Origin of the sequence: Kocuria sp. SM24M-10 (genome assembly GCF_001027955.1) — a bacterium.
GTDB classification, from domain to species: domain Bacteria; phylum Actinomycetota; class Actinomycetes; order Actinomycetales; family Micrococcaceae; genus Kocuria; species Kocuria oceani.
Genome location: NZ_LDNX01000084.1, coordinates 21001 through 43863, shown reverse-complemented (window position 1 = coordinate 43863; position 22863 = coordinate 21001). Strand labels below are relative to the sequence as shown.

20 protein-coding genes are annotated in these 22863 nt (G+C 74.1%); 14 read left to right on the top strand and 6 right to left on the bottom strand.

Translation table 11 applies throughout. The features are described 5' to 3' along the window. Positions 1-11 precede the first annotated feature (11 nt). A complete protein-coding gene (locus ABL57_RS10050) occupies positions 12-1295 on the bottom strand; it encodes an APC family permease (RefSeq protein WP_047803326.1) in 1284 nt (427 codons plus the stop codon). A gap of 144 nt (positions 1296-1439) precedes the next feature. Here ABL57_RS10050 and aspS point away from each other — a divergent pair, with 144 nt between their 5' ends. Both aspS and ABL57_RS10040 read left to right on the top strand, forming a co-directional pair. Continuing rightward, positions 1440-3365, top strand: coding sequence for an aspartate--tRNA ligase (gene aspS, locus ABL57_RS10045; RefSeq protein ID WP_238986027.1), 1926 nt, complete (start codon positions 1440-1442; stop codon positions 3363-3365). 97 nt (positions 3366-3462) lie between these two features. Continuing rightward, complete coding sequence (locus ABL57_RS10040) at positions 3463-4089, top strand: maleylpyruvate isomerase family mycothiol-dependent enzyme (RefSeq protein ID WP_047803325.1); 627 nt, start codon at positions 3463-3465, stop codon at positions 4087-4089. 244 nt (positions 4090-4333) lie between these two features. Here ABL57_RS10040 and ABL57_RS10035 read toward each other — a convergent pair whose 3' ends face one another. The 4 genes from ABL57_RS10035 to ABL57_RS10020 form a co-directional block, all read right to left on the bottom strand. After that, entirely contained in the window at positions 4334-5620 is a 1287-nt protein-coding gene (locus tag ABL57_RS10035; RefSeq protein WP_047803324.1) for an amino acid permease, read from the bottom strand. Next, entirely contained in the window at positions 5617-6855 is a 1239-nt protein-coding gene (locus tag ABL57_RS10030) for a glutathionylspermidine synthase family protein (protein WP_047803323.1), read from the bottom strand. The genes ABL57_RS10035 and ABL57_RS10030 overlap by 4 nt, the downstream gene beginning before the upstream one ends. Next, positions 6855-7265 carry a hypothetical protein gene (locus ABL57_RS10025; RefSeq protein ID WP_152683353.1) on the bottom strand — a complete coding sequence of 137 codons (411 nt, stop codon included), beginning with the start codon at positions 7263-7265 and terminating at the stop codon, positions 6855-6857. Before ABL57_RS10025 ends, ABL57_RS10030 begins: the two co-directional genes overlap by 1 nt. 155 nt (positions 7266-7420) lie before the next feature. Beyond that, on the bottom strand, positions 7421-8032 hold the full coding sequence (locus ABL57_RS10020) for a phosphatase PAP2 family protein (RefSeq protein ID WP_047803321.1): 612 nt from the start codon (positions 8030-8032) through the stop codon (positions 7421-7423). Between the two features lie 49 nt (positions 8033-8081). On the opposite strand from ABL57_RS10020, the gene dtd reads away from it, so the two are divergent. Both dtd and ABL57_RS10010 read left to right on the top strand, forming a co-directional pair. After that, a complete protein-coding gene (gene dtd / locus ABL57_RS10015; RefSeq protein WP_047803320.1) occupies positions 8082-8534 on the top strand; it encodes a D-aminoacyl-tRNA deacylase in 453 nt (150 codons plus the stop codon). A gap of 68 nt (positions 8535-8602) precedes the next feature. Further along, a complete protein-coding gene (locus ABL57_RS10010; protein ID WP_047803319.1) occupies positions 8603-10045 on the top strand; it encodes a replication-associated recombination protein A in 1443 nt (480 codons plus the stop codon). An 18-nt stretch (positions 10046-10063) separates the two neighbouring features. On the opposite strand, the gene ABL57_RS10005 is transcribed toward ABL57_RS10010, so the two are convergent. After that, complete coding sequence (locus tag ABL57_RS10005; protein WP_075872497.1) at positions 10064-11020, bottom strand: sugar-binding transcriptional regulator; 957 nt, start codon at positions 11018-11020, stop codon at positions 10064-10066. A gap of 116 nt (positions 11021-11136) precedes the next feature. On the opposite strand from ABL57_RS10005, the gene ABL57_RS10000 reads away from it, so the two are divergent. The 10 genes from ABL57_RS10000 to ABL57_RS09955 all read left to right on the top strand — a co-directional run bounded on the left by ABL57_RS10000 (position 11137) and on the right by ABL57_RS09955 (position 22837). Further along, positions 11137-12885, top strand: coding sequence for a glycerol-3-phosphate dehydrogenase/oxidase (locus tag ABL57_RS10000; protein ID WP_047803318.1), 1749 nt, complete (start codon positions 11137-11139; stop codon positions 12883-12885). Positions 12886-12977: 92 nt separating this feature from the next. Continuing rightward, complete coding sequence (locus ABL57_RS09995) at positions 12978-13772, top strand: MIP/aquaporin family protein (protein ID WP_047803338.1); 795 nt, start codon at positions 12978-12980, stop codon at positions 13770-13772. Between the two features lie 72 nt (positions 13773-13844). Beyond that, on the top strand, positions 13845-15368 hold the full coding sequence (gene glpK / locus ABL57_RS09990; RefSeq protein WP_255396265.1) for a glycerol kinase GlpK: 1524 nt from the start codon (positions 13845-13847) through the stop codon (positions 15366-15368). Between the two features lie 325 nt (positions 15369-15693). After that, on the top strand, positions 15694-16326 hold the full coding sequence (gene rpsD, locus ABL57_RS09985) for a 30S ribosomal protein S4 (protein ID WP_047803317.1): 633 nt from the start codon (positions 15694-15696) through the stop codon (positions 16324-16326). Positions 16327-16518: 192 nt separating this feature from the next. Next, the gene (locus ABL57_RS09980; protein WP_047803316.1) at positions 16519-16959 is read left to right on the top strand and encodes a DUF948 domain-containing protein; all 441 of its coding nucleotides are present in this window, start codon (positions 16519-16521) and stop codon (positions 16957-16959) included. After that, on the top strand, positions 16956-17351 hold the full coding sequence (locus tag ABL57_RS20725) for a hypothetical protein (protein ID WP_053004877.1): 396 nt from the start codon (positions 16956-16958) through the stop codon (positions 17349-17351). The genes ABL57_RS09980 and ABL57_RS20725 overlap by 4 nt, the downstream gene beginning before the upstream one ends. Continuing rightward, the gene (alaS, locus tag ABL57_RS09970) at positions 17351-20047 is read left to right on the top strand and encodes an alanine--tRNA ligase (protein WP_047803315.1); all 2697 of its coding nucleotides are present in this window, start codon (positions 17351-17353) and stop codon (positions 20045-20047) included. The genes ABL57_RS20725 and alaS overlap by 1 nt, the downstream gene beginning before the upstream one ends. Beyond that, positions 20044-20730 (top strand): Holliday junction resolvase RuvX, encoded by a 687-nt coding sequence (ruvX, locus tag ABL57_RS09965; RefSeq protein ID WP_082157355.1) that lies wholly within the window; start codon positions 20044-20046, stop codon positions 20728-20730. The genes alaS and ruvX overlap by 4 nt, the downstream gene beginning before the upstream one ends. Then, on the top strand, positions 20727-21953 hold the full coding sequence (gene mltG / locus ABL57_RS09960) for an endolytic transglycosylase MltG (protein ID WP_053004876.1): 1227 nt from the start codon (positions 20727-20729) through the stop codon (positions 21951-21953). The genes ruvX and mltG overlap by 4 nt, the downstream gene beginning before the upstream one ends. After that, positions 21923-22837, top strand: a complete 915-nt coding sequence (locus ABL57_RS09955) for a shikimate dehydrogenase (RefSeq protein WP_238986026.1) — start codon at positions 21923-21925, stop codon at positions 22835-22837. Before mltG ends, ABL57_RS09955 begins: the two co-directional genes overlap by 31 nt. The last annotated feature ends 26 nt before the right edge of the window (positions 22838-22863 follow it).

The window sequence follows — 22863 nt, the reverse complement described above, 5'->3', positions numbered from 1 at the left end:
GCGGGTCCGGCTCAGCGCCGCCGGGACAGGGCCACGGCGCGGCCGGCCAGGCCGACCGCGAACACGCCGAGCATCGTCAGCACCGAGGCCGCCGGGAGCGTGAAGGCCAGCAGCAGGCAGCCGGCCAGGCCCAGGGCGTTGACGGCCCGCGGCGCCCAGCCGGGACGCTCGGTCAGCGTGAGGGCGGAGAGGTTGGCCAGGGCGTAGTAGACGAGCACCCCGAAGCTGGAGAACCCGATCACGGTGCGCACGTCCCCGGCCAGCACGAGCACCACCACGACCCCGGCCACGGCCAGCTCCGCGGCCCACGGCGCCCGGTGCCGCTGGGAGACCGCGCCCAGCCGGCCGGGCAGGTCCCGCTGCCGGGCCATGGCCAGCACCGTCCGTGAGATCCCGGCGACCAGGGCCAGCAGCGCCCCCAGCGTGGCCAGGGCCGCGGCGGCGGTGACCAGCACGGCGCCGGCGGCCGTGGTCCCGGCGGACCATCCCGCGCGCTCGACCACCGTGAGCAGCGGCGCGGTCGCCGCCGCGAGCCGGTCCGCCCCGAGGAACCGGAGCAGGCCCAGCCCCAGCGCAGCGTAGAGCAGCAGGGTGAGCGCCAGGGCGCCGAGCACCGCCCGGGGGATGGTCCGGGCCGGGTCGCGGACCTCCTCGCCGAGGGTGGCCACGCGGGCGTAGCCGGCGAAGGCGAAGAAGAGGGTCCCCGCCGCGGGCAGCACGCCCCATCCGCTGCCCTCCCACCCGGGCACCGCGCCGGCCGCCGGGCCCGGGACGGTGTGGAGCAGCACCACCACGGCCAGCAGCACGGCCAGGACGGGGACGACCAGCAGCTTCGTCAGCCGGGCGGTGCGGCTCACCCCGCCGAGGTTCACCGCCGTCAACCCCAGGACGGCGACGACGGCGAGCAGCCGCGCCCCGGCGTCGCCGGCCCCCAGCAGCTCGGCGGTGTACAGGCCGAAGGTCAGCGACATGGCCGCCGCGGAGGCGGTCTTGCCGGTGACGAAGCCCCACCCGGCCACGAAGCCCGGCCACGGGCCGAGCTGCCGGTTCGCGTAGAGGTAGGTCCCGCCCGAGGCCGGGTGCACGGCGGCCAGCTGGGCGGTGGACGTCGCGTTGCACCAGGCGACCACCGCCGCGAGCAGCAGCGCCGCGGGCAGCCACGGCCCGGCGTGGGCGGCGGCCGGGGCGAACGCCACGAACACCCCCGCCCCGACCATGGAGCCCACCCCGATCACGGTGGCGTCGAAGGTGCCCAGACGGCGGGCGAGGGCCGGCTGGCCGGAGGCGCTGCTCATGGGTGGTCCTGTCGTCGTCCCGGGGCCCGGAGGGCGGGCTGTAAACTCGTTCCCGAACGAGAGTAGGGGCACCGGGTGAACCCCCGGCAAACGCGCGATCCGCGCGGCCCCGTCCGGACCTCCCGAACAACGAAGGGTTTTTGAGTGCTGCGCACACACAACCTCGGCGAGCTGCGCGCCGAGCACATCGGAGAGACCGTCACGCTGGCCGGCTGGGTCGGCCGGCGCCGCGACCACGGAGGGGTGGCCTTCCTGGATCTGCGCGACGCCTCCGGGGTCGCGCAGATCGTGGTGCGCGACGAGGCGGACTTCCACCACCTGCGCAACGAGTTCGTGCTCCGGATCACCGGCACCGTGGAGCGCCGCCCGGAGGGCAACGAGAACCCGGCCCTGGCCACCGGCGAGGTCGAGGTCATCGCCGAGACCGTGACCGTGCTCAACACCGCGGCCGCGCTGCCCTTCCAGATCGACGAGCACGTGGAGGTCGGCGAGGACGCCCGCCTGCGGCACCGCTACCTGGACCTGCGCCGGCCCGAGCCGGCCCGCATCATGCGGCTGCGCTCCGACGCCAACCGGGTGGCCCGGGATCTGCTGCACGAGGACGGGTTCACGGAGGTCGAGACCCCCACGCTGACCCGCTCCACCCCCGAGGGCGCCCGCGACTTCCTGGTGCCGGCCCGCCTGGCCCCCGGCTCCTGGTACGCCCTGCCGCAGTCCCCGCAGCTGTTCAAGCAGCTGCTGCAGGTCGGCGGGATCGAGAAGTACTACCAGATCGCCCGCTGCTACCGGGACGAGGACTTCCGCGCCGACCGCCAGCCGGAGTTCACCCAGCTCGACATCGAGGCCTCCTTCGTGGAGCAGGACGACGTCATCGCCCTGGGCGAGCGCATCGTGGCCGCCCTGTGGAAGCTCATCGGGGTGGAGATCCCCACCCCGATCCGCCGGATGACCTACGCCGAGGCGATGGCGAAGTACGGCTCCGACAAGCCGGACCTGCGCTTCGGCCTCGAGCTCACCGAGCTCACCGACTACTTCCAGGACACCACCTTCCGCGTGTTCAAGGCCCCCTACGTGGGTGCCGTGGTCATGCCCGGCGGGGCCTCCCAGCCGCGCCGCACCCTGGACGCGTGGCAGGAGTGGGCCAAGCAGCGCGGCGCCAAGGGCCTGGCCTACGTGCTGGTCGGGGAGGACGGCACGCTGAGCGGTCCCGTGGCCAAGAACATCACCGAGGCCGAACGCGAGGGCCTGCCCGCCGCGACCGGCGCGCAGCCCGGGGACTGCATCTTCTTCGCCGCCGGTGAGAAGAAGTCCTCCCGCGCCCTGCTGGGGGCGGCGCGCGTGGAGATCGGCCACCGCACCGGGCTGATCGACGAGGACGCCTGGGCGTTCGTGTGGGTCGTGGACGCGCCCCTGTTCGAGTCGGCCGCCGAGGCCGTGGAGTCCGGCGACGTCGCCGTGGGCGCGGGCCAGTGGACCGCCGTGCACCACGCGTTCACCTCGCCCAAGCCCGAGTTCCTGGACACCTTCGACCAGGACCCCGAGCACGCCCTGGCCTACGCCTACGACATCGTGTGCAACGGCAACGAGATCGGCGGCGGCTCCATCCGCATCCACCAGCAGGACGTCCAGCGGCGGGTCTTCGAGGTCATGGGCATCGGCCAGGAGGAGGCCGACGAGAAGTTCGGCTTCCTGCTCGAGGGCTTCAAGTACGGCGCGCCCCCGCACGGCGGCATCGCCTTCGGCTGGGACCGCGTGGTCGCCCTGCTGGCCGGGACCGACTCCATCCGCGAGGTCATCGCGTTCCCGAAGACCGGCAACGGCTACGACCCGCTGACGGCCGCCCCGGCGCCGATCACCCCGCAGCAGCGCAAGGAGGCCGGGGTCGACGCCAGGCCCGAGCCCAAGGCCGCGTCCCAGGGCAAGCAGGCCGAGGGCAAGCAGGCCGAGGGCAAGCAGGCCGACGGCCGGGCGTCCGGAACGCCGCGGGGCGAGGACGTCCGCGCCGCACAGGACGTCACGGAGCAGGCCACCGGCGGCGGGTTCGGGGCCGCGGCCACGCCCGCGCAGTAGGCTACGGCTCACCGGAGGGCCGGGCCCCGTCCTTCCGGACGGGGCCCGGCCCTCGCCGTGCGGTCCGGTCCCGGCCGCCGCGATCCAGGGGGATGCCGTGACCCGAGACCCTGCCGCCGCCCGCGCCGCCTTCCTCGAGGCCGGGGCGTGGTTCGCCGAGCTCGTCGAGGAGCTGCGGCCGCACCACTGGACCCGCCCCGCGCTGGGCTCCTGGGACGTCCGCGCCCTCGTGGGCCACACCCACCGGGCCCTCGTCACCCTCGCCGACTACCTGGGCACGCCGGCGGAGGAGGCGGTGTGCACCGCCACCGGGCAGTACTACGCCCTGTCCGCCGCGGCCACGGATCCAGCGGAGGTCGCCGCCCGCGGCACGGCGGCCGGCCAGGAGCTGGGCCGGCACCCGGGGGCCACGGTCCGGGCGTCCCTGGAGCGGGCCCGCCGGGCGCTGGCCCGGGTGCCCGTCGAGGAGGACCCGGTGATCCGCACCGTGGTCGGCGGCACGCGGCTCGGCGCCTACGTCCCCACGCGCACCTTCGAGCTGGCCGTCCACGGCCTCGACGTCGCCACGGCCTGCGGCCTGGACCGCCGGCCCCCGGAGGCCGTGCTGGCCGACGCCGGGCACACCGCGATCGAGATCGCGGTACCGGCCGGACGGCTGCCCGAGATGCTGCTGGCGCTCACGGGCCGACGGGGGCTGCCGCCGGGCTTCACCGTGCTGCCCTGAGCCCGGTGCTGGGCTGAGCGCACGTCCGTTGTGCGTCCCGTGCCGCTGTGCGACCCGGCCCGCTGCCGGCGCCCTGTAGCTGCCCGCCCGTCGCCCGGCGAGCGCCGTGCTGCTGCCCGTCCCTCGCCGCCGTGGGAGCACTGCCGCCGCGAACTCCGTCCCGCGGCGTGCCTTCCGGCGCTGTGGGCGCGCTGCTGCCGCGAGCCCCGCTGCTCGCAGCCCCGTGCCGCTCCCGGCGCACCGGTCAGTTGCGCAGGCTCTCCAGGTGCGGGGCGCGCTCGTGCGCGCCGGGCAGCGGCTCGCGGCCACGGCCCAGCAGGAACCACAGCGGCACCACCAGCAGCACGAGGACCGCGCCCGCCCACACCCAGGCGGCCGAGAGCACGTACTCCAGGCCCGTCAGCACCAGGGCCACGGCCATCAGCGCGGCCCCGGCCGCCCCGAGGAGGCGGGCGCCCGCCGTGCGCGCGAGCTTGGCGGTGGCCGCGCAGGCCAGCCCGTAGTACAGCGCCACGAGCACCGAGATCACCCCGACCGTGTCGTCGAAGAGCCGGCCCGAGAACGTCATCCAGGCCGCGGCCACGGCCGCGGTGGTCCACGTCGCGAAGGACAGGGACAGGAACCGCCGGGGCAGGTGCCCGCCGCGCGCCATCGACATCAGCCCGCGCGAGGTGGGGATCATGGTCGTCCCGATCGAGGCGGCCGCCGAGACCGCCACGAGCCCGGCCAGCAGCGGTGAGCCCACCGAGGCCCCGGGCACGTAGGACCAGCCGATGACGGCGTAGACGGCGGCGACCACCGTCAGCGCGATCCACGCCGAGACGCGCGGCGCGCGCTGGGTGGTGGACTCCTCGGTGAGGGAGAACGTCGAGTCCCAGCCCCAGTACAGGAACAGGGCCAGGAGCAGGGCGGCGGCCACGTTGCCCGCCGTGAGCTCCCCGCCGGCCAGGACGGCGGTGTAGAAACCGCTCCACTCGCCCCCGGCCTCGGCCGCGCCCTCGACGACGGGGGCCGTGCGCGTGGCCCACACCAGCAGCCCCACCCCGGCCAGCTGCAGGGCGGCGAAGACCGCCTGCACGGCCGCGGAGACGCGGATCCCGGTCGAGGAGATCGCCGCGAAGACCGCCATGAGCGCCGCGGCCACCGCGGTGACGGCCCACGGGCCGGGCTCGGCGCCCAGGGCGAAGAGCGCCGAGTCGGCCGTGACCCACGCCAGGGAGGCGAGCACGAGGGTCGCGGAGAGCCACAGCCCCCACCCGCCCAGGAAGCCCACGAACGCCCCGTAGGCCTCCCGGGCCCAGCGGTAGACGGTGCCCTGGTCCTCGTAGAGCTCGTCCAGCCGGGCGAAGCAGACGGAGACGACCGCCATCGGGACCACCGCGGCCACCAGCACCACCGGGGTCCACCGGCCCACCAGGGCGTGCATGAGCCCGAGCGTGACCACCACGGAGTAGAGCGGGGCGATCGAGGTCGCGCCGATCACGGCGGAGGTGGCCGTGGAGATGGACCGGGGGAGCAGGTGGGCGGTCACAGCAGGCCCTTCTTGTCGATGATGTTGGGCACGAAGCGGCACCAGTAGTCGGTGAGCGGGCCGTCGGACTCGCGGATGCCGATGCCGGCGGCGCCGTCGTCGCCGACCACCCAGGAGCCCACCACGGGGTGGTTGGGCGCCCCGTCCGAGCCGGGGAAGTTCCGCAGCGGCACGTAGGCCTGCCACACGTCCATCGGGGAGTCGTGGGGGCGCGGGGAGCGCACGTGCACGTCCCGGGCGCGGATCTCGATCCCGTCGCCCTCGCGGCCGAAGATGGGCTTGCGCACCCATTCCGCCAGGCCGTTCGGCCCGTCCGTGTAGGCGGGCAGCAGCAGGGGGTGGTCGGGGAAGCACCGCCACAGCGCCACGAGCAGCAGCTTGGTGGAGCAGAACATCTTCCAGGCGGGCTCGTACCAGTGGTGCATCAGCAGCGGGTCGTGCAGCACGAAGCCGCCCGGCTCGTCGTCGACCATCACCTCCCACGGGTGCAGGGCGAAGAGCTCCTCGATGCCGGAGACCACCGTGGGGTCGTCGACGTCCCCGGAGGCGTGCACCCAGGAGTTCGAGCGGGTGTCGAAGCGCACGTCCTCCACGGGCAGCAGCACCGTGCGGTAGCCGGCCTCCGCGGCGGTCGCGGCGAGCACCGCCGCGTTCGCGGCGTCCTCCCCGCTCTCCTCCGCGCGGGTGTAGGCCACGTGCAGGGTCTTCGTCGCGGACGACGGCAGCCGCTGCCGCCAGCGCTGGACGAGCATCGGCCACAGGCCGTTGAGCTGGTCGAACTCCGCGTGGTCCTCGCCGAGTCCGGGGTGCAGCGCCTCCATGCGCGACCACTGGCACACGGCGCCCTCCACCAGGCCGGTGGGGGTGTCGCCGTTGAACTCGAGCATCTTCGCCGGGCCCGTGCCGTCCCAGGCCAGGTCGAAGCGGCCGTAGACCGAGGGCTCGCGCAGGCTCAGAGAGTGCTGGGCGAGCTCGAACGCGGCCTCGGAGAGCCCGAGGGTGCCCAGCGCGCCGGTGGCCATGTAGCGGGCGGCCTCCATCGTCATCCGGTAGAGCTCGTCGGTGGCGGCCTCCAGCTCGGCCACCTCGTCCGGGGACAGGACGTAGGCGGCCGTCTCGTTCCAGTAGGAGAACCGGGTGCCGTCCGGGCGCTCGGTGAGGGCGTAGGTGAGGCCCTCCTCGTGCACGGTCCGCTCCCACCCGGGCCGGGGCGGGAGCCCGTCGACGCGCCGCATCAGGAGCCCCAGCCGCTCGTGGAGCCGCCGAAGCCCTTCGACACCCCGGACCGGCCCACAGAGGTCCCGGACGGGGCGAAGCCCCGGGCCACGGTGGCGGAGGCCGGCGGGCGTGCGGTCGTGAAGCCGGAGGAGGGCGGCACGGGGGAGCCCACCGGCGGCACGGTGAGGGAGCGGCCGGCGTTGAGGAACAGGAACATGGGCACGAACGAGCCGCGCGGGCGCGCGGCGTCATCGCACTCGTCGTCGTCCACGCGCACCTCCTCGCCCGTCTCCGGGTCCTGCTGCACGCAGATCTGGGCGTAGTCGGCGTCGACCTCCTGCGCGTCCTCGCCGCAGCCGGTGAGCGTGACGACGAGGGCGCCGATCGAGGCGGCGCTCATGATGCGGGTCGTGGGGCGTGGTGACACGGCGGGTCCTCGGGTCTCGGGTCGTCGGGGCGGCCGGGAGCCGTCCGCCCTCCCATCCTCGGGCACGGGGGGCCCCGCTGTCGCGCGGCCGCGCCGCTGCCGCCGGTGCGGGCGGCGGTGCGGGGCCGGGCACGGCGACGGTCCGGGGCGCCGACTCATCCCAGCGAGATCACGGCGGCGGTGTGGGCCAGGCCGATCAGCACGCCGATCAGCGCTCCGGCCACCGTCTGCCCCGGGGTGTGGTCGCCCGTGCGCACCCGGGACAGGGCCACCAGGACCGGGACCGGGGCCGCGAGCGGCACGGCCCACGGGGCGGTCAGGGCGCCGAGGCCCACGGCCCAGCACGCGGCCATCGCCACGTGGGCGGAGACCTTCCAGCGCAGCGTCAGGGCCAGCAGCACGAGGAGGCCCAGCAGGACGAACGCGGTGGTCACCGGCACGAGCACCGGGGCCCCCAGCCGCAGCTCAGCCTCCAGCACCAGGGCGGTGAGCACGCCCGTGGCGGCGTGGACGGGCAGCCGCTGCGCCCGTGAGCGCACGAAGTGCCCGTCCACCATCCCGCGGCGGGCGAGGACGCGCAGCACGAGCATCGGCAGCGACGCCACGAGCACCGCCGTCCCGAGTCCCCACAGCACCCCCGTCCACCCGGCGGACCGCCACCCGGCGAGCACCAGGAGGCACAGCACCAGCGGGGCCGGCGCGAACACCTCCGCCACCAGGGCGGCGGGCCGCGCCCGCACGGGTGCCGGGGCCGCGGGGGACGTCATGGCACGAGGGTAGCCGGGACCCCGCCCCACCCTGTGGTGGACTGGACCCATGCGCATCGTTCTGCAACGGGTGACCCGGGCCGTCGTGACCGTCGAGGGCACGGTGGTGGGCCGGCTCGAGGAGCCCGGGCTGGTCGCCCTGGTGGGCGTCACCCACGACGACGACGCCGCCACCGCGGCGCGGCTGGCCGAGCGCACCTGGCACCTGCGGCTGCTGGAGGGCGAGCGCTCCTGCGCGGAGCTCGGCGCCCCGGTGCTGGCGATCAGCCAGTTCACCCTCTACGGCGACGCCCGCCGGGGCCGGCGCCCCTCGTGGTCGGCCGCCGCGCCCGGAGCGGTCTCGGAGCCGCTCTTCGACGCCTACGTGCACGCGCTGCGCGAGCTCGGCGCGCACGTGGAGACCGGCCGCTTCGGGGCCCGGATGCAGGTGGAGCTCGTCAACGACGGCCCGGTCACCCTGGTCCTGGACAGCGCCGAGCTGGATCGGCCGCGGCGGGCCTGAGCGCGGCCGGACAGCCGCCCCGGCACGGGCCGGGACCGGGCACCGGGCCGAGGGCTAGTCTGGACGGCGTGACCGGCTCCCTCTTCGACGACCTCGACCCCACCGGCTCCGGCGCGAGCGGGCCCCACGAGGAGGCCCCGCCCGGCCGGGCACGGCGGCCCCGCGGCCGCTCCCCGCTGGCGGTGCGGATGCGCCCGCGCAGCCTCGACGAGATCGTCGGCCAGCAGCACCTGCTCCGCCCCGGGTCCCCGCTGCGGGTGCTGGCGGGGGAGGACCGCGGCCCGGCCGGACCGTCGTCGATCATCCTCTGGGGCCCCCCGGGCACCGGCAAGACCACCCTGGCCCACGTGATCGCCCGCGGGGTGTCCCGCAAGTTCGTGGAGCTGTCCGCGATCACCGCCGGCGTCAAGGACGTGCGCCGGGTGATGGACGAGGCGCTGACCGACCGGGACCTGCACGGGCGCACCACGGTGCTGTTCCTGGACGAGATCCACCGCTTCACCAAGGCCCAGCAGGACGCCCTGCTGCCCGGGGTGGAGAACCAGTGGGTGGTGCTGGTGGCGGCCACCACGGAGAACCCGTCGTTCTCCGTGATCTCCCCGCTGCTCTCGCGCTCGCTGCTGCTGACCCTGCAGCCGCTGCAGCGGGCCGACATCGCCGGGCTGCTGGAGCGCGCCGTCGCCGACCCCCGGGGGCTCGACGGGAAGGTGGAGCTGTCCGCGGAGGCGCGCGAGCACCTGCTGGACCTGTGCGGCGGGGACGCCCGCAAGGCCCTGACCTCCTTGGAGGCGGCCGCCGGCGTGGCCTTCTCGGAGCTGGACCGGGAACCGGGCCCCGAGCCGGACCGGGAGCCCGCGGACGGGGGCGCCGCGGTTCCCGTGATCACCCGCGAGCACGCGGAGGAGGCCCTGGACCGGGCCGCCGTGCGCTACGACAAGAACGGGGACCAGCACTACGACGTGGTGAGCGCCTTCATCAAGTCGATCCGCGGCTCCGACGTGGACGCCGCGATGCACTACCTCGCCCGGATGCTCGAGGCCGGGGAGGACCCGCGGTTCATCGCCCGCCGGCTCATCATCTCCGCCTCGGAGGACATCGGCACCGCCGACCCCACCGCGCTGCAGACCGCGGTGGCCGCCGCCGAAGCCGTCCAGCTCATCGGCATGCCGGAGGGACGGATCCCGCTGGCCCAGGCCGTCGCCCACCTCGCCACGGCCCCGAAGTCCAATGCCGCCTACACCGCGCTCAACGAGGCGGTCGCCGACGTCCGCGCGGGCCGGGCCGGGCCGGTGCCGCTGCACCTGCGCGACGCCCACTACCCGGGAGCCGGACAGCTCGGCCACGGCCGGGACTACGTGTACTCCCACGACGAGCCCAACGGCGTGGCCGCCCAGCAGTACCCGCCCGACGAGCTCGTCGGCACCGACTACTACCGGCCCGTCGACCGGGGGCGGGAGCGCCAGATCGCCCAGCAGCTGGAGGTGCTGCGCGGCATCGTCCGGGGCCGGTGACCGCCCACCGGGCCCACCTCACCGGCCGAACAGGTGGCGCACCACCGAGGCCGCCGTGCGCTCGTCGATCACCAGGTCCGTGACCACCCCGGCGCGCAGGGCCCCCACCACGCCCGGCACCTTGTGGTCCCCGGCCACCACGCACAGCCGGCGCGGGATCCGCCGCAGCTCCATCGGCGTGGGCCCGCTCGCCCGGCGGTTGAGGTCCAGGTCGGCGTAGGACCCGTCCTCGCGCAGGAAGACCGTGCACACGTCCCCGACCACCCGCTGCGCCGCCAGCTCCCGGAAGTCCTCGTCCGAGAGGTAGCCGTTGCTGTACACCTGGGAGATCATCGGCCCCCGGAACGCCCCCACGCTGAACACCGCCAGGTCCGCGCCGTTGCGCGCCGCCAGGACCCGGCGCACCGAGGACTCCTGCCACATCAGCGTGCGGGTCTGGACGTTGTCGAAGAACGCCGGGGTGGGGAAGGGCAGCAGCGCGGCCCCGAACGCGGTCGACATCCGGCCCAGCAGGGCCGAGGACTGCGCCGCCCCCGGGGAGCGGGCGCTGAACGCGCCGTTCATCTGCACCACGAGGGTGTCGCGCGTCGTCTTGGGGTGCAGGTGGCCGGCGATCGCGGAGGTCGTCGTGCCCCACGCGACCGCCAGGGTCATCCCGTCCCCGAACCACTCCCCGAGCATCCCCGCGGCCGAGCGCGCCACCGACTCCAGCCGCTGCGGGTCCGTGGCCCCCCGCGGGGTGCCGGTCACGTGCACCGTGACCCCGAAGGCCTCCCGCAGCCGGTGGGACAGGTCGTGCCCCGCGTCCGGGGGAGCGGAGAGGCTGATCCGCACGATGCCCCGGTCCCGCGCCGCCTGCAGCATCCGCGAGACCGTGGGGCGGGAGACGCCGAAACGGTCCGCGACCGCCTCCATCGTCATGCCCTGCACGTAGTACAGCTCGGCCGCGTGGTGGAGCTCGGCATCACCGTGCACTGTTACGTCCCTTCCCTGCACGTCCGTTCATTCCATTTGAGCATAGGTGCACTTCCCCGCAGAGTGTGAGTCAGACCACAGCGCCATTCCACGACCTGCCCGAAAGGCTCTCCACCATGGCCCATCCCACCCTGTCCCCCGCCGCGCGGGAGCACGCGCTCGCCGAGTTCGCGGACGGTCCCGAGCTGGACGTCCTCGTCGTCGGCGGCGGCATCACCGGCGCCGGCATCGCCCTCGACGCCGTCACCCGCGGCCTGCGCACCGGCATCGTCGAGGCCCAGGACTGGGCCGGCGGCACGTCCCAGTGGTCCTCCAAGCTCGTCCACGGCGGACTGCGCTATCTCCAGCAGCTCGACTTCAAGCTCGTCTCCGAGGCGTTGCGGGAGCGCGAGCTGCTGCTGGACTTCCTCGCACCCCACCTCGTGAAGCCCGTGCCCTTCCTGTACCCGCTGACCCACCGCTTCTGGGAGCGGCCCTACGTGACGGCCGGCATCGGCCTCTACGACGCCCTCGCCCACATCGGCGCCAAGGTCGCGACGCTGCCCTACCAGCGCCACTACGGCTTCAAGGGCGTCCAGCGGGTCTTTCCCGACGTCAAGCCCGGGTCCATGGTCGGCGCGGTGAAGTACTGGGACGGGCAGGTGGACGACGCCCGCCTCGTCCTGACCATCGTGCGCACCGCCGTGCGCTACGGCGCGCTGGCCGCCAACCGGACCCGGGCGGTGGACTTCCCGAAGGACGAGTCCGGGCGCGTGGTCGGGGCCACCCTCCAGGACCTCGAGACGGGTGAGCGGCGCACGGTCCGGGCCAAGACCGTGATCGCCGCCACCGGGGTGTGGACGGAGCAGACCCAGGACCTGGCCCACGCCGAGGGCGGACTGAAGGTGCTCGCCTCCAAGGGCATCCACATCATCGTGCCGCGCGAGCGGATCCGCGGCGAGAGCGGGCTGATCCTGCAGACGGAGAAGTCCGTGCTGTTCATCATCCCGTGGGCGCGGTACTGGATCATCGGCACGACCGACACCCCCTATCACCAGGACCTCGTGAACCCGGTGGCCACCGCGGAGGACATCGACTACGTCATCGACCACGCCAACGTGGTCCTGGACCGGCCGCTCACCCGCGAGGACGTCATCGGCACCTACGCCGGGCTGCGGCCGCTGCTGCAGCCGGGCACGAAGAAGGGCGACGGGGACGCGCAGTCCACGAAGATCTCCCGCGAGCACACCGTCACCGAGGTCGCCCCCGGCATGATCACCATCGCCGGCGGCAAGCTCACCACCTACCGGGTGATGGCCGAGGACGCCGTGGACCTCGCCCTGGGGAAGGAGCGGGCCGAGGCCGTGCCCTCGGTCACCGACCGCACCCCGCTGCTGGGTGCGGAGGGGTACCTGGCGCTGAGCCGCCAGGCCGCGGCACTGGGCGCACGCTACGACTGGAACGAGGAGCGGGTGCAGCACCTGCTCGGCCGCTACGGTTCTGCCATCACCGAGATCACCGAGCTCGTGGAGGACCGCCCCGACCTGGGCCGCCCCCTGGAGGGCGCCCCGGCCTACCTGCGGGCGGAGATCGTCCACGCCTGCACCCACGAGGGCGCGCTGCACCTGGAGGACCTCTACGACACCCGCACCCGGCTCACCTGGGAGCAGGCCCGCCACGGGCTGGACGCGGTCGAGGAGATCGCCGACCTCGCCGCCGAGGCCCTCGGCTGGGACGGGCGCCGGCGCGCGGCGGAGGTCGAGGCCTACCGGGCCCGCTGCCAGGCGGAGGACGCGGCCGCGGCCGCCCCCGACGAGGCCGCGGCCGCGGCGGCCCGGGCCGCCGCACCCGACGTGCTGGACCTCGTCCGCCCGTCCGGCGGCTGAGGCCGCCCCACCAGCCACCACCTCTCCACCCCCGGCCCGCCCGACGGGCGGGCCGGTCCGTCCGCACCCACCGAGGAGTCGCAGTGCTGTCCATGTCCAACGTCCTGGCCCAGACCGTGGTGCCAACCGTTCCCATCCCGCTCTCCACCGTGTTCTGGTCCGAGGTCGCCGGCACCGCGATGCTGCTGCTGCTCGGCTGCGGTGTCGTCGCCAACGCCGTGCTGCCGAGGACCAAGGGCCTCGGCGGCGGGTTCCTGATGATCAACTTCGGCTGGGGCCTGGCCGTGTTCGCCGGTGTGTTCGTGGCCTACCAGTCCGGCGCCCACATCAACCCCGCCGTGACCGTGGGCCTGTGGGCCAGCGGCGCCGAGGAGTACGCCCCCGGCGTGGCCATCACCCTGGTCAGCACGCTCGTCTACTTCGCCGGCGAGCTCCTCGGCGGCATCCTGGGCGCCGTCCTCGCGTTCCTGGCCTACAAGAAGCACTTCGACGAGGACATCGAGGAGGAGGTGCTCGGGGAGACCAAGCTCGCCGTGTTCTCCACCGGCCCGGCGGTGCGCTCCTACGGCTGGAACCTGGTCACCGAGATCATCGGCACCTTCGTCCTGGTCGCGGTGATCCTGCTCTTCGGCAACACCCCGTCCCAGCTCGGCCCGCTGGCCGTGGCCCTGCTCGTGGTCGGCATCGGCGCCAGCCTCGGCGGGCCCACGGGCTACGCCATCAACCCCGCCCGTGACCTCGGCCCGCGCATCGCCCACGCCCTCCTGCCCATCCGCGGCAAGGGCGGCAGCGACTGGGCCTACGCCTGGGTGCCGGTCCTCGGGCCGATCCTCGGCGCCCTGCTCGCCGGCGGCTTCTACCAGCTCTACTCGAACCCGCCGGCCTGATCCGGCCACCCCACCCGTCCGACCCGCAGCACACCACCCCGCAGCACACCACAACGAAGTGAGGTACTACCCGTGAGCACCGAACCGCAGCACGTCATGGCCATCGACCAGGGCACCACCAGCACCCGGGCGATCATCTTCGACCACCGGGGCGCCATCGTCAGCACCGGCCAGCTCGAGCACGAGCAGATCTTCCCGCGCGCCGGCTGGGTGGAGCACGACGCGATGGAGATCTGGCGCAACGTCCGCAAGGTCGTCGCCGACGCCGAGGCCTCCGCCGAGATCGGCGCCCGGGACCTGGCCGCCGTGGGCATCACCAACCAGCGCGAGACCACGGTGGTCTGGGACCGCACCACCGGCGAGCCCGTCTACAACGCCATCGTCTGGCAGGACACCCGGACCCAGAAGATCGTCGAGGAGCTCGGCGGCGACGCCGGCCCCGACCGCTACAAGGACCGGGTGGGGCTGCCGCTGGCCAGCTACTTCTCCGGCCCGAAGGTCAAGTGGATCCTGGACAACGTGGACGGTGCCCGGGAGCGCGCCGAGCGCGGGGACCTGCTGATGGGCAACACCGACGCGTGGCTGGTGTGGAACATGACCGGCGGCGTGGACGGCGGGGTGCACGTCACCGACGTGACCAACGCCTCGCGCACCATGCTGATGAACCTGGAGACCCTCGACTGGAACGAGGAGATCTGCGCCGACATGGGCATCCCCATGTCGATGCTGCCCCAGATCCGCTCCTCCTCCGAGGTCTACGGCAAGGGCCGCACCCGCGGCTTCCTCAAGGACGTGCCCATCGCCGGCATCCTGGGCGACCAGCAGGCCGCGATGTTCGGGCAGGCCTGCTTCGAGAAGGGCATGGGCAAGAACACCTACGGCACGGGCAGCTTCGTGCTGATGAACGTGGGCACCGAGGTGGTGCACTCCCAGAACGGCCTGCTGAGCACCGTGTGCTACAAGATCGGCGACCAGGACGCCGTCTACGCCCTGGAGGGCTCGATCGCGGTGACCGGGTCCCTGGTCCAGTGGCTGCGCGACAACCTGGGGATCATCTCCTCCGCGCCCCAGGTCGAGTCCCTGGCCGCGTCGGTCGAGGACAACGGCGGGGCCTACTTCGTCCCGGCCTTCAGCGGGCTCTTCGCCCCGTACTGGCGCTCGGACGCCCGCGGCGCCCTCGTGGGGCTGACCCGCTACGTGAACAAGGGCCACATCGCCCGGGCCGCCCTGGAGGCCACGGCCTACCAGTCCCGCGAGGTGGTCGAGGCCATGAACGCCGACGCCGGGGTGGACATCACCGAGCTCAAGGTGGACGGCGGGATGACCGCCAACGAACTGCTCATGCAGTTCCAGGCGGACCAGCTCGGGGTGCCCGTGATCCGCCCGCAGGTCACCGAGACCACGGCCCTCGGCGCCGCCTACGCCGCCGGCATCGCCGTGGGCTTCTGGTCCGGGACGGAGGAGGTCACCGCGAACTGGGCCGAGGACAAGCGCTGGGAGCCGCAGGTGGACGACGCCGAGCGGGGGCGGCTGTTCCGCAACTGGCAGAAGGCCGTGACCAAGACCTTCGACTGGGTGGACGAGGACGTCGACTGACCCCTCCGCCACGGCGGGCCCACCGCGGGGCGCCACCCGGCACGTCCGGGTGGCGCCCCGCCACGTCCCCCGGGGGCGCGCCGCGGGCCCGTGCACGCTATACTGGACCGTCGGCCGGCAAGGCCCGTGCTCCCGCACGTCCGGCGCACCGCCTCAACCACGGTGCGCGGCGCGCGGCCACGGCGCTTGTAGGACCGGAGGATTGCGGCTGATCCTCACCTCTCCGGCGGGACCGATCCCGTCCTCGGAGGCCGGACCGACCAGAACACGCTGCCCCCGCACCGCACCCCGGGCGGGGGAGAGCACCGCATTGTGAAAGGTAAACGTGGCTAACAACACGCGTGCGCGCCGTCAGGTGCGCAAGTCCCGCGCCCTCGGGATCGCCCTGACCCCGAAGGCCGAGAAGTACTTCGAGCGCCGTCCCTACGGCCCCGGTGAGCACGGCCGTGCCCGCCGCAAGGCCGACTCGGACTACGCCGTCCGTCTGCGCGAGAAGCAGCGTCTCCGCGCGCAGTACAACATCCGCGAGAAGCAGATGCACATCGCCTACGTGGAGGCCAAGCGCCAGGAGGGGCAGACCGGTGAGAACCTGGTCGCCCTGCTGGAGTCCCGCCTCGACGCCCTGGTGCTGCGCTCCGGCTTCGCCCGGACCATGGCCCAGGCCCGTCAGATGGTCGTGCACCGCCACATCATGGTGGACGGCCAGCGGGTGGACCGCCCCTCCTACAGCGTGAAGGAGGGCCAGCTCATCCACGTGCACCCCAAGTCGGAGAAGATGGCGCCCTTCCAGGTCGCCGCCGCCGGCGCGCACCAGGCCGTGCTGCCCGACACCCCGGGCTACCTCGACGTGTCGATCGAGAAGCTGCAGGCCAAGCTGGTGCGCAAGCCCAAGCGCGCCGAGGTCCCCGTGACCTGCGAGGAGCAGCTCGTGGTGGAGTACTACGCCCGCATGGCCTGATCCCTGCGGGCTCCTGTCCCGGCACGGCCGGGACAGGGCCTCACCGGCGGAGAGCCCGCGGCGCCAGCGCCGCGGGCTCTTCCGTTGGGTACAGTTGATCCCCGGGCACCGCACCGGTGCCCGTGCCGAACGCCCGGGGCGGTCCCGCCGCCCCGTCCCCCAGGACCCGACCAGCAAGGAGCGCGCCGCCCCATGACCGGTGGAGAAATCGCAGGACTGCTCGCCGCGGGGGTGTTCGCCGTGCTGGTTCTCCTGCTTGCCGTGCCGATCCTCAAGCTCGGCAGGGTCTTCGACGAGCTGCGGCTGACGATCCGCTCGCTCAACAACGAGACCGTCCCGCTGATCGACGAGGTCACCCGCACCGTGTCGACCACGAACTCCCAGCTCGAGAAGGTCGACGGCATCACGACCAACGTCTCCGACGCCTCCGCGAACGTCTCGGCGCTGTCCTCCCTGGTGGCCTCCACCGTGGGGCAGCCGCTGATCAAGGTCGCGGCGTTCTCCCACGGGGTCCGCCGCGCGTTCACCGGTGACGCCGCCGCCCCGGGCTCCCACCGGGCCGAGCGCTTCGGCCCCGCCGAGGGGCCCGGCCGCGCCGCGGGCACCGCGGGCCCGGGGGGGGACCGGCCATGAGCTTCTGGGGCAAGATCGCCCTCGTGGCCGCCGGCGGCCTGCTGGGCGCCGCCGCCACGCGGATCCCCCGCACCCCGGGCCGGGACCTCTCGGTGCCCGGAGCAGCCGGGCCGGGACGCACCCCGCGGGCCGGCGACTGGCGCTCCCGGCTCTACCGCTTCGCCGCCACCGTCCGGGCGGGGATGGACGAGCGGGAGGCCGAGCTGCGCGAGTCCTTCGGCGTGCGCGCCCCCGGGACCGGGTCCTCCCGCCTGACCGGCGGCACGGCGGCCCCGCGCGTGCTCGACGGCACCGCGGCCCCGCAGGAGGGCCGCGCCCCGGAGGAGCCCACCGACCCCCCGACACCCCCGTCGACACCCCCCTCGACCCACCGCGAAGGAAAGCACCGGTAATGCTGTCTCAGGAAATCACCAAGCGCTGGCTGGACTACTTCGAAGGCCAGGGCCACACCGTGGTGCCCTCCGCCTCGCTGATCTCCAGCCAGCCCGGTGCCATGTTCACGATCGCCGGCATGGTGCCGTTCATCCCGTACTTCCTCGGTCAGGAGACGGCCCCCTACCGGCGGGCCACCTCCATCCAGAAGTGCATCCGCACCCTCGACATCGAGGAGGTCGGCAAGACCGCCCGCCACGGCACGTTCTTCCAGATGGCCGGCAACTTCTCCTTCGGCGACTACTTCAAGGAGCGCGCCATCCCCATGGCGTGGGAGCTGCTCACCGGCCCGCTCGAGAAGGGCGGCTTCGGCCTCGACCCGGAGCGGCTGTGGGTGACCGTCTACGAGGGGGACGAGGAGTCGTACGCCCTGTGGAAGGACACCGTGGGCGTGCCCGCCGAGCGGATCCAGCGGATGGGCCGCGACGAGAACTACTGGGACACCGGCCAGCCCGGCCCCGCGGGCCCGGACTCCGAGATCTTCTACGACCGCGGTCCCCGCTACGGCCGGGAGGGCGGCCCGGCGGTCGACGACGACCGCTACATCGAGATCTGGAACCTCGTGTTCATGCAGTACCAGCGCGGCGAGGGCTCCGGCAAGGACTACGAGATCCTCGGCGACCTGCCGGAGCAGAACATCGACACCGGGCTGGGCGTCGAGCGCCTGGCCATGCTGCTGCAGGGCGTGGAGAACTTCTACGAGACCGACCAGGTCCGGCCCGTGCTGGACAAGGCGGCCGAGCTGTCCGGGAAGCAGTACCGCGGCTCCGAGAAGCCGGAGGAGGAGGGCTACGACGACGACGTGCGGATGCGCGTGGTCGCGGACCACGTCCGGTCCTCCCTGATGCTCATCGCCGACGGCGTCACCCCGTCCAACGAGGGCCGCGGCTACATCCTGCGCCGCCTGCTGCGCCGGGCGATCCGCGCGATGCGCCTGATGGGCGTCACCGAGCCCTGCCTGCCCGTGCTGCTGCCCGCCTCCCGGGACGCCATGCAGGGCGTGTACCCCTACGTGGGTGAGGACTTCGAGCGCATCTCCCGGGTCGCCTACGCCGAGGAGAAGGCGTTCCTGAAGACCATCGAGTCCGGCACCACGCGCCTGAACGAGGCCGTGGCCGGGGCCAGGCGCCAGGGCCAGGCGGTCTCCGGGGCCGAGGCCTTCGCCCTGCACGACACTTACGGCTTCCCGATCGACCTGACCCTCGAGATGGCCGCCGAGGCCGGGGTCGCCGTCGACGAGACCGCCTTCCGCGGGCTCATGGAGGAGCAGCGGCGCCGCGCCCAGCAGGACGCGCGCGCCAAGAAGGGCGCCCACGCCGACCTCTCGGTGTTCCGCCGGCTGGTGGACGAGGGCGGCTCGGTCTTCACCGGCTACGACCGGCTGCGCGGCGAGACGGTCCTGCGGGCCCTCCTGCAGGACGGGGTGACCGTGCCCGCCGCCTCGGCGGGGGACGCCGTCGAGGTCGTCCTCGACGAGACCCCGTTCTACGCGGAGGCGGGCGGCCAGGCCGCCGACCGGGGCACGATCACCGGCGACGGGTTCGTCCTCGAGGTCACCGACGTGCAGCAGCCGGTGAAGGGCCTGTCCGTGCACAAGGCCGTCGTGCGCGAGGGCGAGGTGGTCTCCGGCAGCACGGTGCTCGCGCAGGTGGACGTGGCCCGGCGGCGCGCCGCCGAGGCCGCTCACTCCGGCACGCACATCGTCCACGCGGCCCTGCACGACATCCTCGGCCCGGAGGCCGTGCAGCGCGGGTCCTTCAACAAGGAGGGCTACCTGCGCTTCGACTTCGCCTGGGGCGAGGGCCTGCAGGAGGCCCAGCGCCAGGAGATCGAGGAGGTCTCCAACGCCGCGATCCACGAGAACTACGAGGTCGTGACGCAGGAGATGGGCCTCGCCGAGGCCAAGGCCATGGGCGCCACGTCCCTGTTCGGCGAGAAGTACGGGGACCGCGTGCGGGTGGTCGAGATGAACGGGCCGTGGTCGCGCGAGCTCTGCGGCGGCACCCACGTGGGCGCCACCGCCCAGATCGGCTCGCTCACCCTGCTCACCGAGCAGTCGGTGGGCTCCGGCAATCGCCGCGTGGAGGCGCTGGTGGGCCTGGACTCCTTCCGGCACCTCGCCGCCGAGCGCACCCTCGTGCACCAGCTCACCGACATGCTGAAGGTGCAGAGCTCCGCCGAGCTGCCCGAGCGGCTCGCCGCCACCCTCGACAAGCTCAAGTCCGCGGAGAAGGAGCTCGCCGGCCTGCGCCGCGAGAAGCTCCAGGCCCAGGCCGGCGCGCTGCTGGACGATGCCCGGCGGATCGGCCCGGTCACCGCGCTCGTGCACGACGCCGGTGAGGTGGCCGGCGCCGACGACGTCCGCACCCTCGCCCTGGACCTGCGCGGCCGGCTCGGCCAGACCGCCGCGGTCGTCGCGGTGGCCGGTGTGGCCAAGGGCCGCCCGCTCGTCCTGGTCGCCACCACGGAGGGCGCCCGCGAGGCCGGGGTCAAGGCCGGCCGTCTGGTGCGCACCGCCGCGCAGGTCCTCGGCGGCGGCGGCGGCGGTAAGGACGACATCGCCCAGGGCGGCGGGCAGGACGCCTCCCGGATCGGGGCGGCGCTCGACGCGGTGCTGGCCGAGGTCGCCCGCGCGACAGGCGGCGCCGCCGCGTGAGCGACGACTACGTGCGGGGCCGCAGGATCGGGGTCGACGTCGGCCTGGTCCGCGTCGGGGTCGCCCTCAGCGACCCCGACGGCATCCTCGCGACCCCGCTCACCACGCTGCAGCGGGACCCCCGGAAGGGCTTCGACGTGAAGCTCCTGGCCGGGCTGGTGCAGGAGCACGGCGCCGTGGGCGTCTACGTGGGGCTGCCGCGCAGCCTGGACGGCGGGGAGAACGCCTCGACCGCGATGGCCCGCGACTACGCCGCCGCGCTCGTGCGGCGCCTGCGGGCCAAGGGCTGGGAGGTGCCGGTGCGGCTGGTCGACGAGCGGCTGAGCACCGTGGACGCCCACCGGGCCCTGCTCGAGGCCGGGGTCTCGCGCCGGGAGCACAAGGACAAGGTCGACCAGGTGGCCGCCGTCACCATCCTGCAGAGCGCCGTGGACCGGGCCCGGTCCACCGGCGCGGAGCCCGGCACGCCGGTGGACCCGGCCGCACCCGGCCCGGTGCGGGCCGTCCCGACGGGAGATCTCACGCATAATGGTGGAGACCTCGACGCGGACGGTCCCGTCGCGGAGCATCCCGGGCACGGCCCCGCCCACTCCCGGGGCACCGCCGAGGACACCGCCGGACCGCCCGACCGGGCGCGGACGGAACCGTTGACGACCACCGATCCGGACGGAGAGCATTCGTGAGCGACGACCCGTACGACCAGTCGGCGCCCCGCCGCCCCGAGACCGCCCGCGAGTCCTCCGGCTCGGGCGGCCTGGGCAGCCTGTTGGACGCCCCGTCGTCGCGGGAGCCCTCCACAGGCCTGCGCGGCGTCTTCGAGCACGAGGAGCTGACCCCCGAGCAGGTCAAGCGCCGGCGCCGCCGCGGCCGGGTCTCCCTCACCACCGCCATCGCCCTGTTCCTGCTGGCCGGGCTGATCACCGTGTCCGTGCTGGCCTCCACCTTCGGCTGGTTCGAGGTGCGCGACTACCGCGGCGACGGCGAGGACCCGGTGACCTTCGCGGTGAGCGAGGGCGCCACCACCGGCCAGGTCGCCGTGGCCCTCGAGCAGCAGGGCATCGTCGCCGACGCCGAGACCTTCGTGGAGAACTTCCAGGAGGAGTACTCCGGGGAGTTCATCCAGCCGGGCGAGTACGAGCTGCGCACCGAGATGAGCTCGGAGGCCGCCGTGGGCGCGCTCATGGAGGAGGACGAGGCCACCCACTACGCGGCCATCGACCAGACCCAGCGCATGTCCGACGTCTTCGGCGTCCTCAGCGAGTCCACCGGCATCCCGGTCGAGGAGTTCGAGGCCTACTCGGAGGACACCGAGACCTTCGGCATCCCCGCCCGCTTCCCGACCCTCGAGGGCTGGCTGCACCCGGGCGAGTACCGGTTCCCGCTCGACGCCACCGCCGAGGAGGTCCTGCGGGCCATGGTCGACCGCACCCGGGCGACGCTCGAGGACAACGGGATCACCGACGAGGACGAGATCTTCGAGGTGCTCACCATCGGCTCGATCATCGAGTTCGAGGTCCAGCCCGAGCACTACGACGTCGTGGCCGGGGCCATCGAGAACCGGCTGCAGAACCCCGACGGGGAGACCTCCGGGTTCATCCAGTCCGACGCCTCCGTGACCTACGGCCTCGGCCGGAAGAGCTACGACTTCTCCGAGGAGGAGCGCCGCGACGAGTCGAACCGGTACAACACCTTCGCCAACCCGGGGCTGCCGATCGGGCCGATCGGCTCCCCGGGGGACGCCGCGATCAAGGCGGCCGCCGACCCCGAGGAGACCGGCTACTACTTCTGGGTGACCGTCGACCTGGACACCGGCGAGACGAAGTTCGCCGAGACCTACGCCGAGCACCTGGAGAACGTCGAGGAGTACAACCAGTGGTGCAGCGAGAACGAGGGCCGGTGCGGGTGAGCCCCGCCCGCGCCGCCGTGGTGGGCCACCCCATCGGGCACTCGCGCTCCCCGGACCTGCACCGGGCCGCGTACGCGGTGCTCGGCGAGGCCGTCGACTACGACGCCCACGACCTCGTCGAGGAGCAGCTGCCGGCGTTCGTCGACGCCCGCCGGGGCGACCCCGCCTGGCGCGGGCTGTCGGTGACGATGCCCCTGAAGTCGGCGGCCGCCGCGTGCGCCGACGAGCTCACGGAGCTGGGCGCCGCCGTCGGCGCGGTCAACACCCTGGTCTTCCGCCCCGACGGCACGGTGCTGGGGCACAACACGGACGTCGCTGGGATCGTGGGCGCGGTGCGCGCCGCCGGGCCCGTGCCCGCGGCGCCCCGGGCCGCGGTGCTCGGCGGGGGCGGGACGGCCACGGCCGCCGTGGCCGCCGCCGGCCGCCTGGGCGCCCGCGCCGTCGACGTCTTCGTGCGCTCCGCCGCCCGGGCCGGGCGCGCGGTGGAGGCCGGGCGCCGGCTCGGGCTGCCGGTGCGGCTGCGGGCGTGGGACGAGGCTCCCGCCGCCCTGCCCGGCTACGACGTCGTCGTCTGCACCCTGCCCCCGCACGGGGCGGACGAGCTCGCCCGGGACGCGGCCCGGCTGTCCCCGGTCACCACGGGCGTCCTCCTGGACGCCGCCTACGACCCGTGGCCGTCGGCGATCGCACGGACCTGGGCGCAGGCCGGGGGAGCGGTGGCCCCGGGGATCGATATGCTGATCTTCCAGGCGGTGGACCAGATCCGCCTGTTCACCGGTCGCGGCCCGGGCACACCCCTGCCCCGCGAGCAGGACGTGGTCGCGGCGCTGTGCACGGCGGTGGGCCGGCCCGTCCGCGACGTCCCGCCCCCGCCGGCCTCCTGACCCCTGGCGGCAGGGCGCGCCCCCGG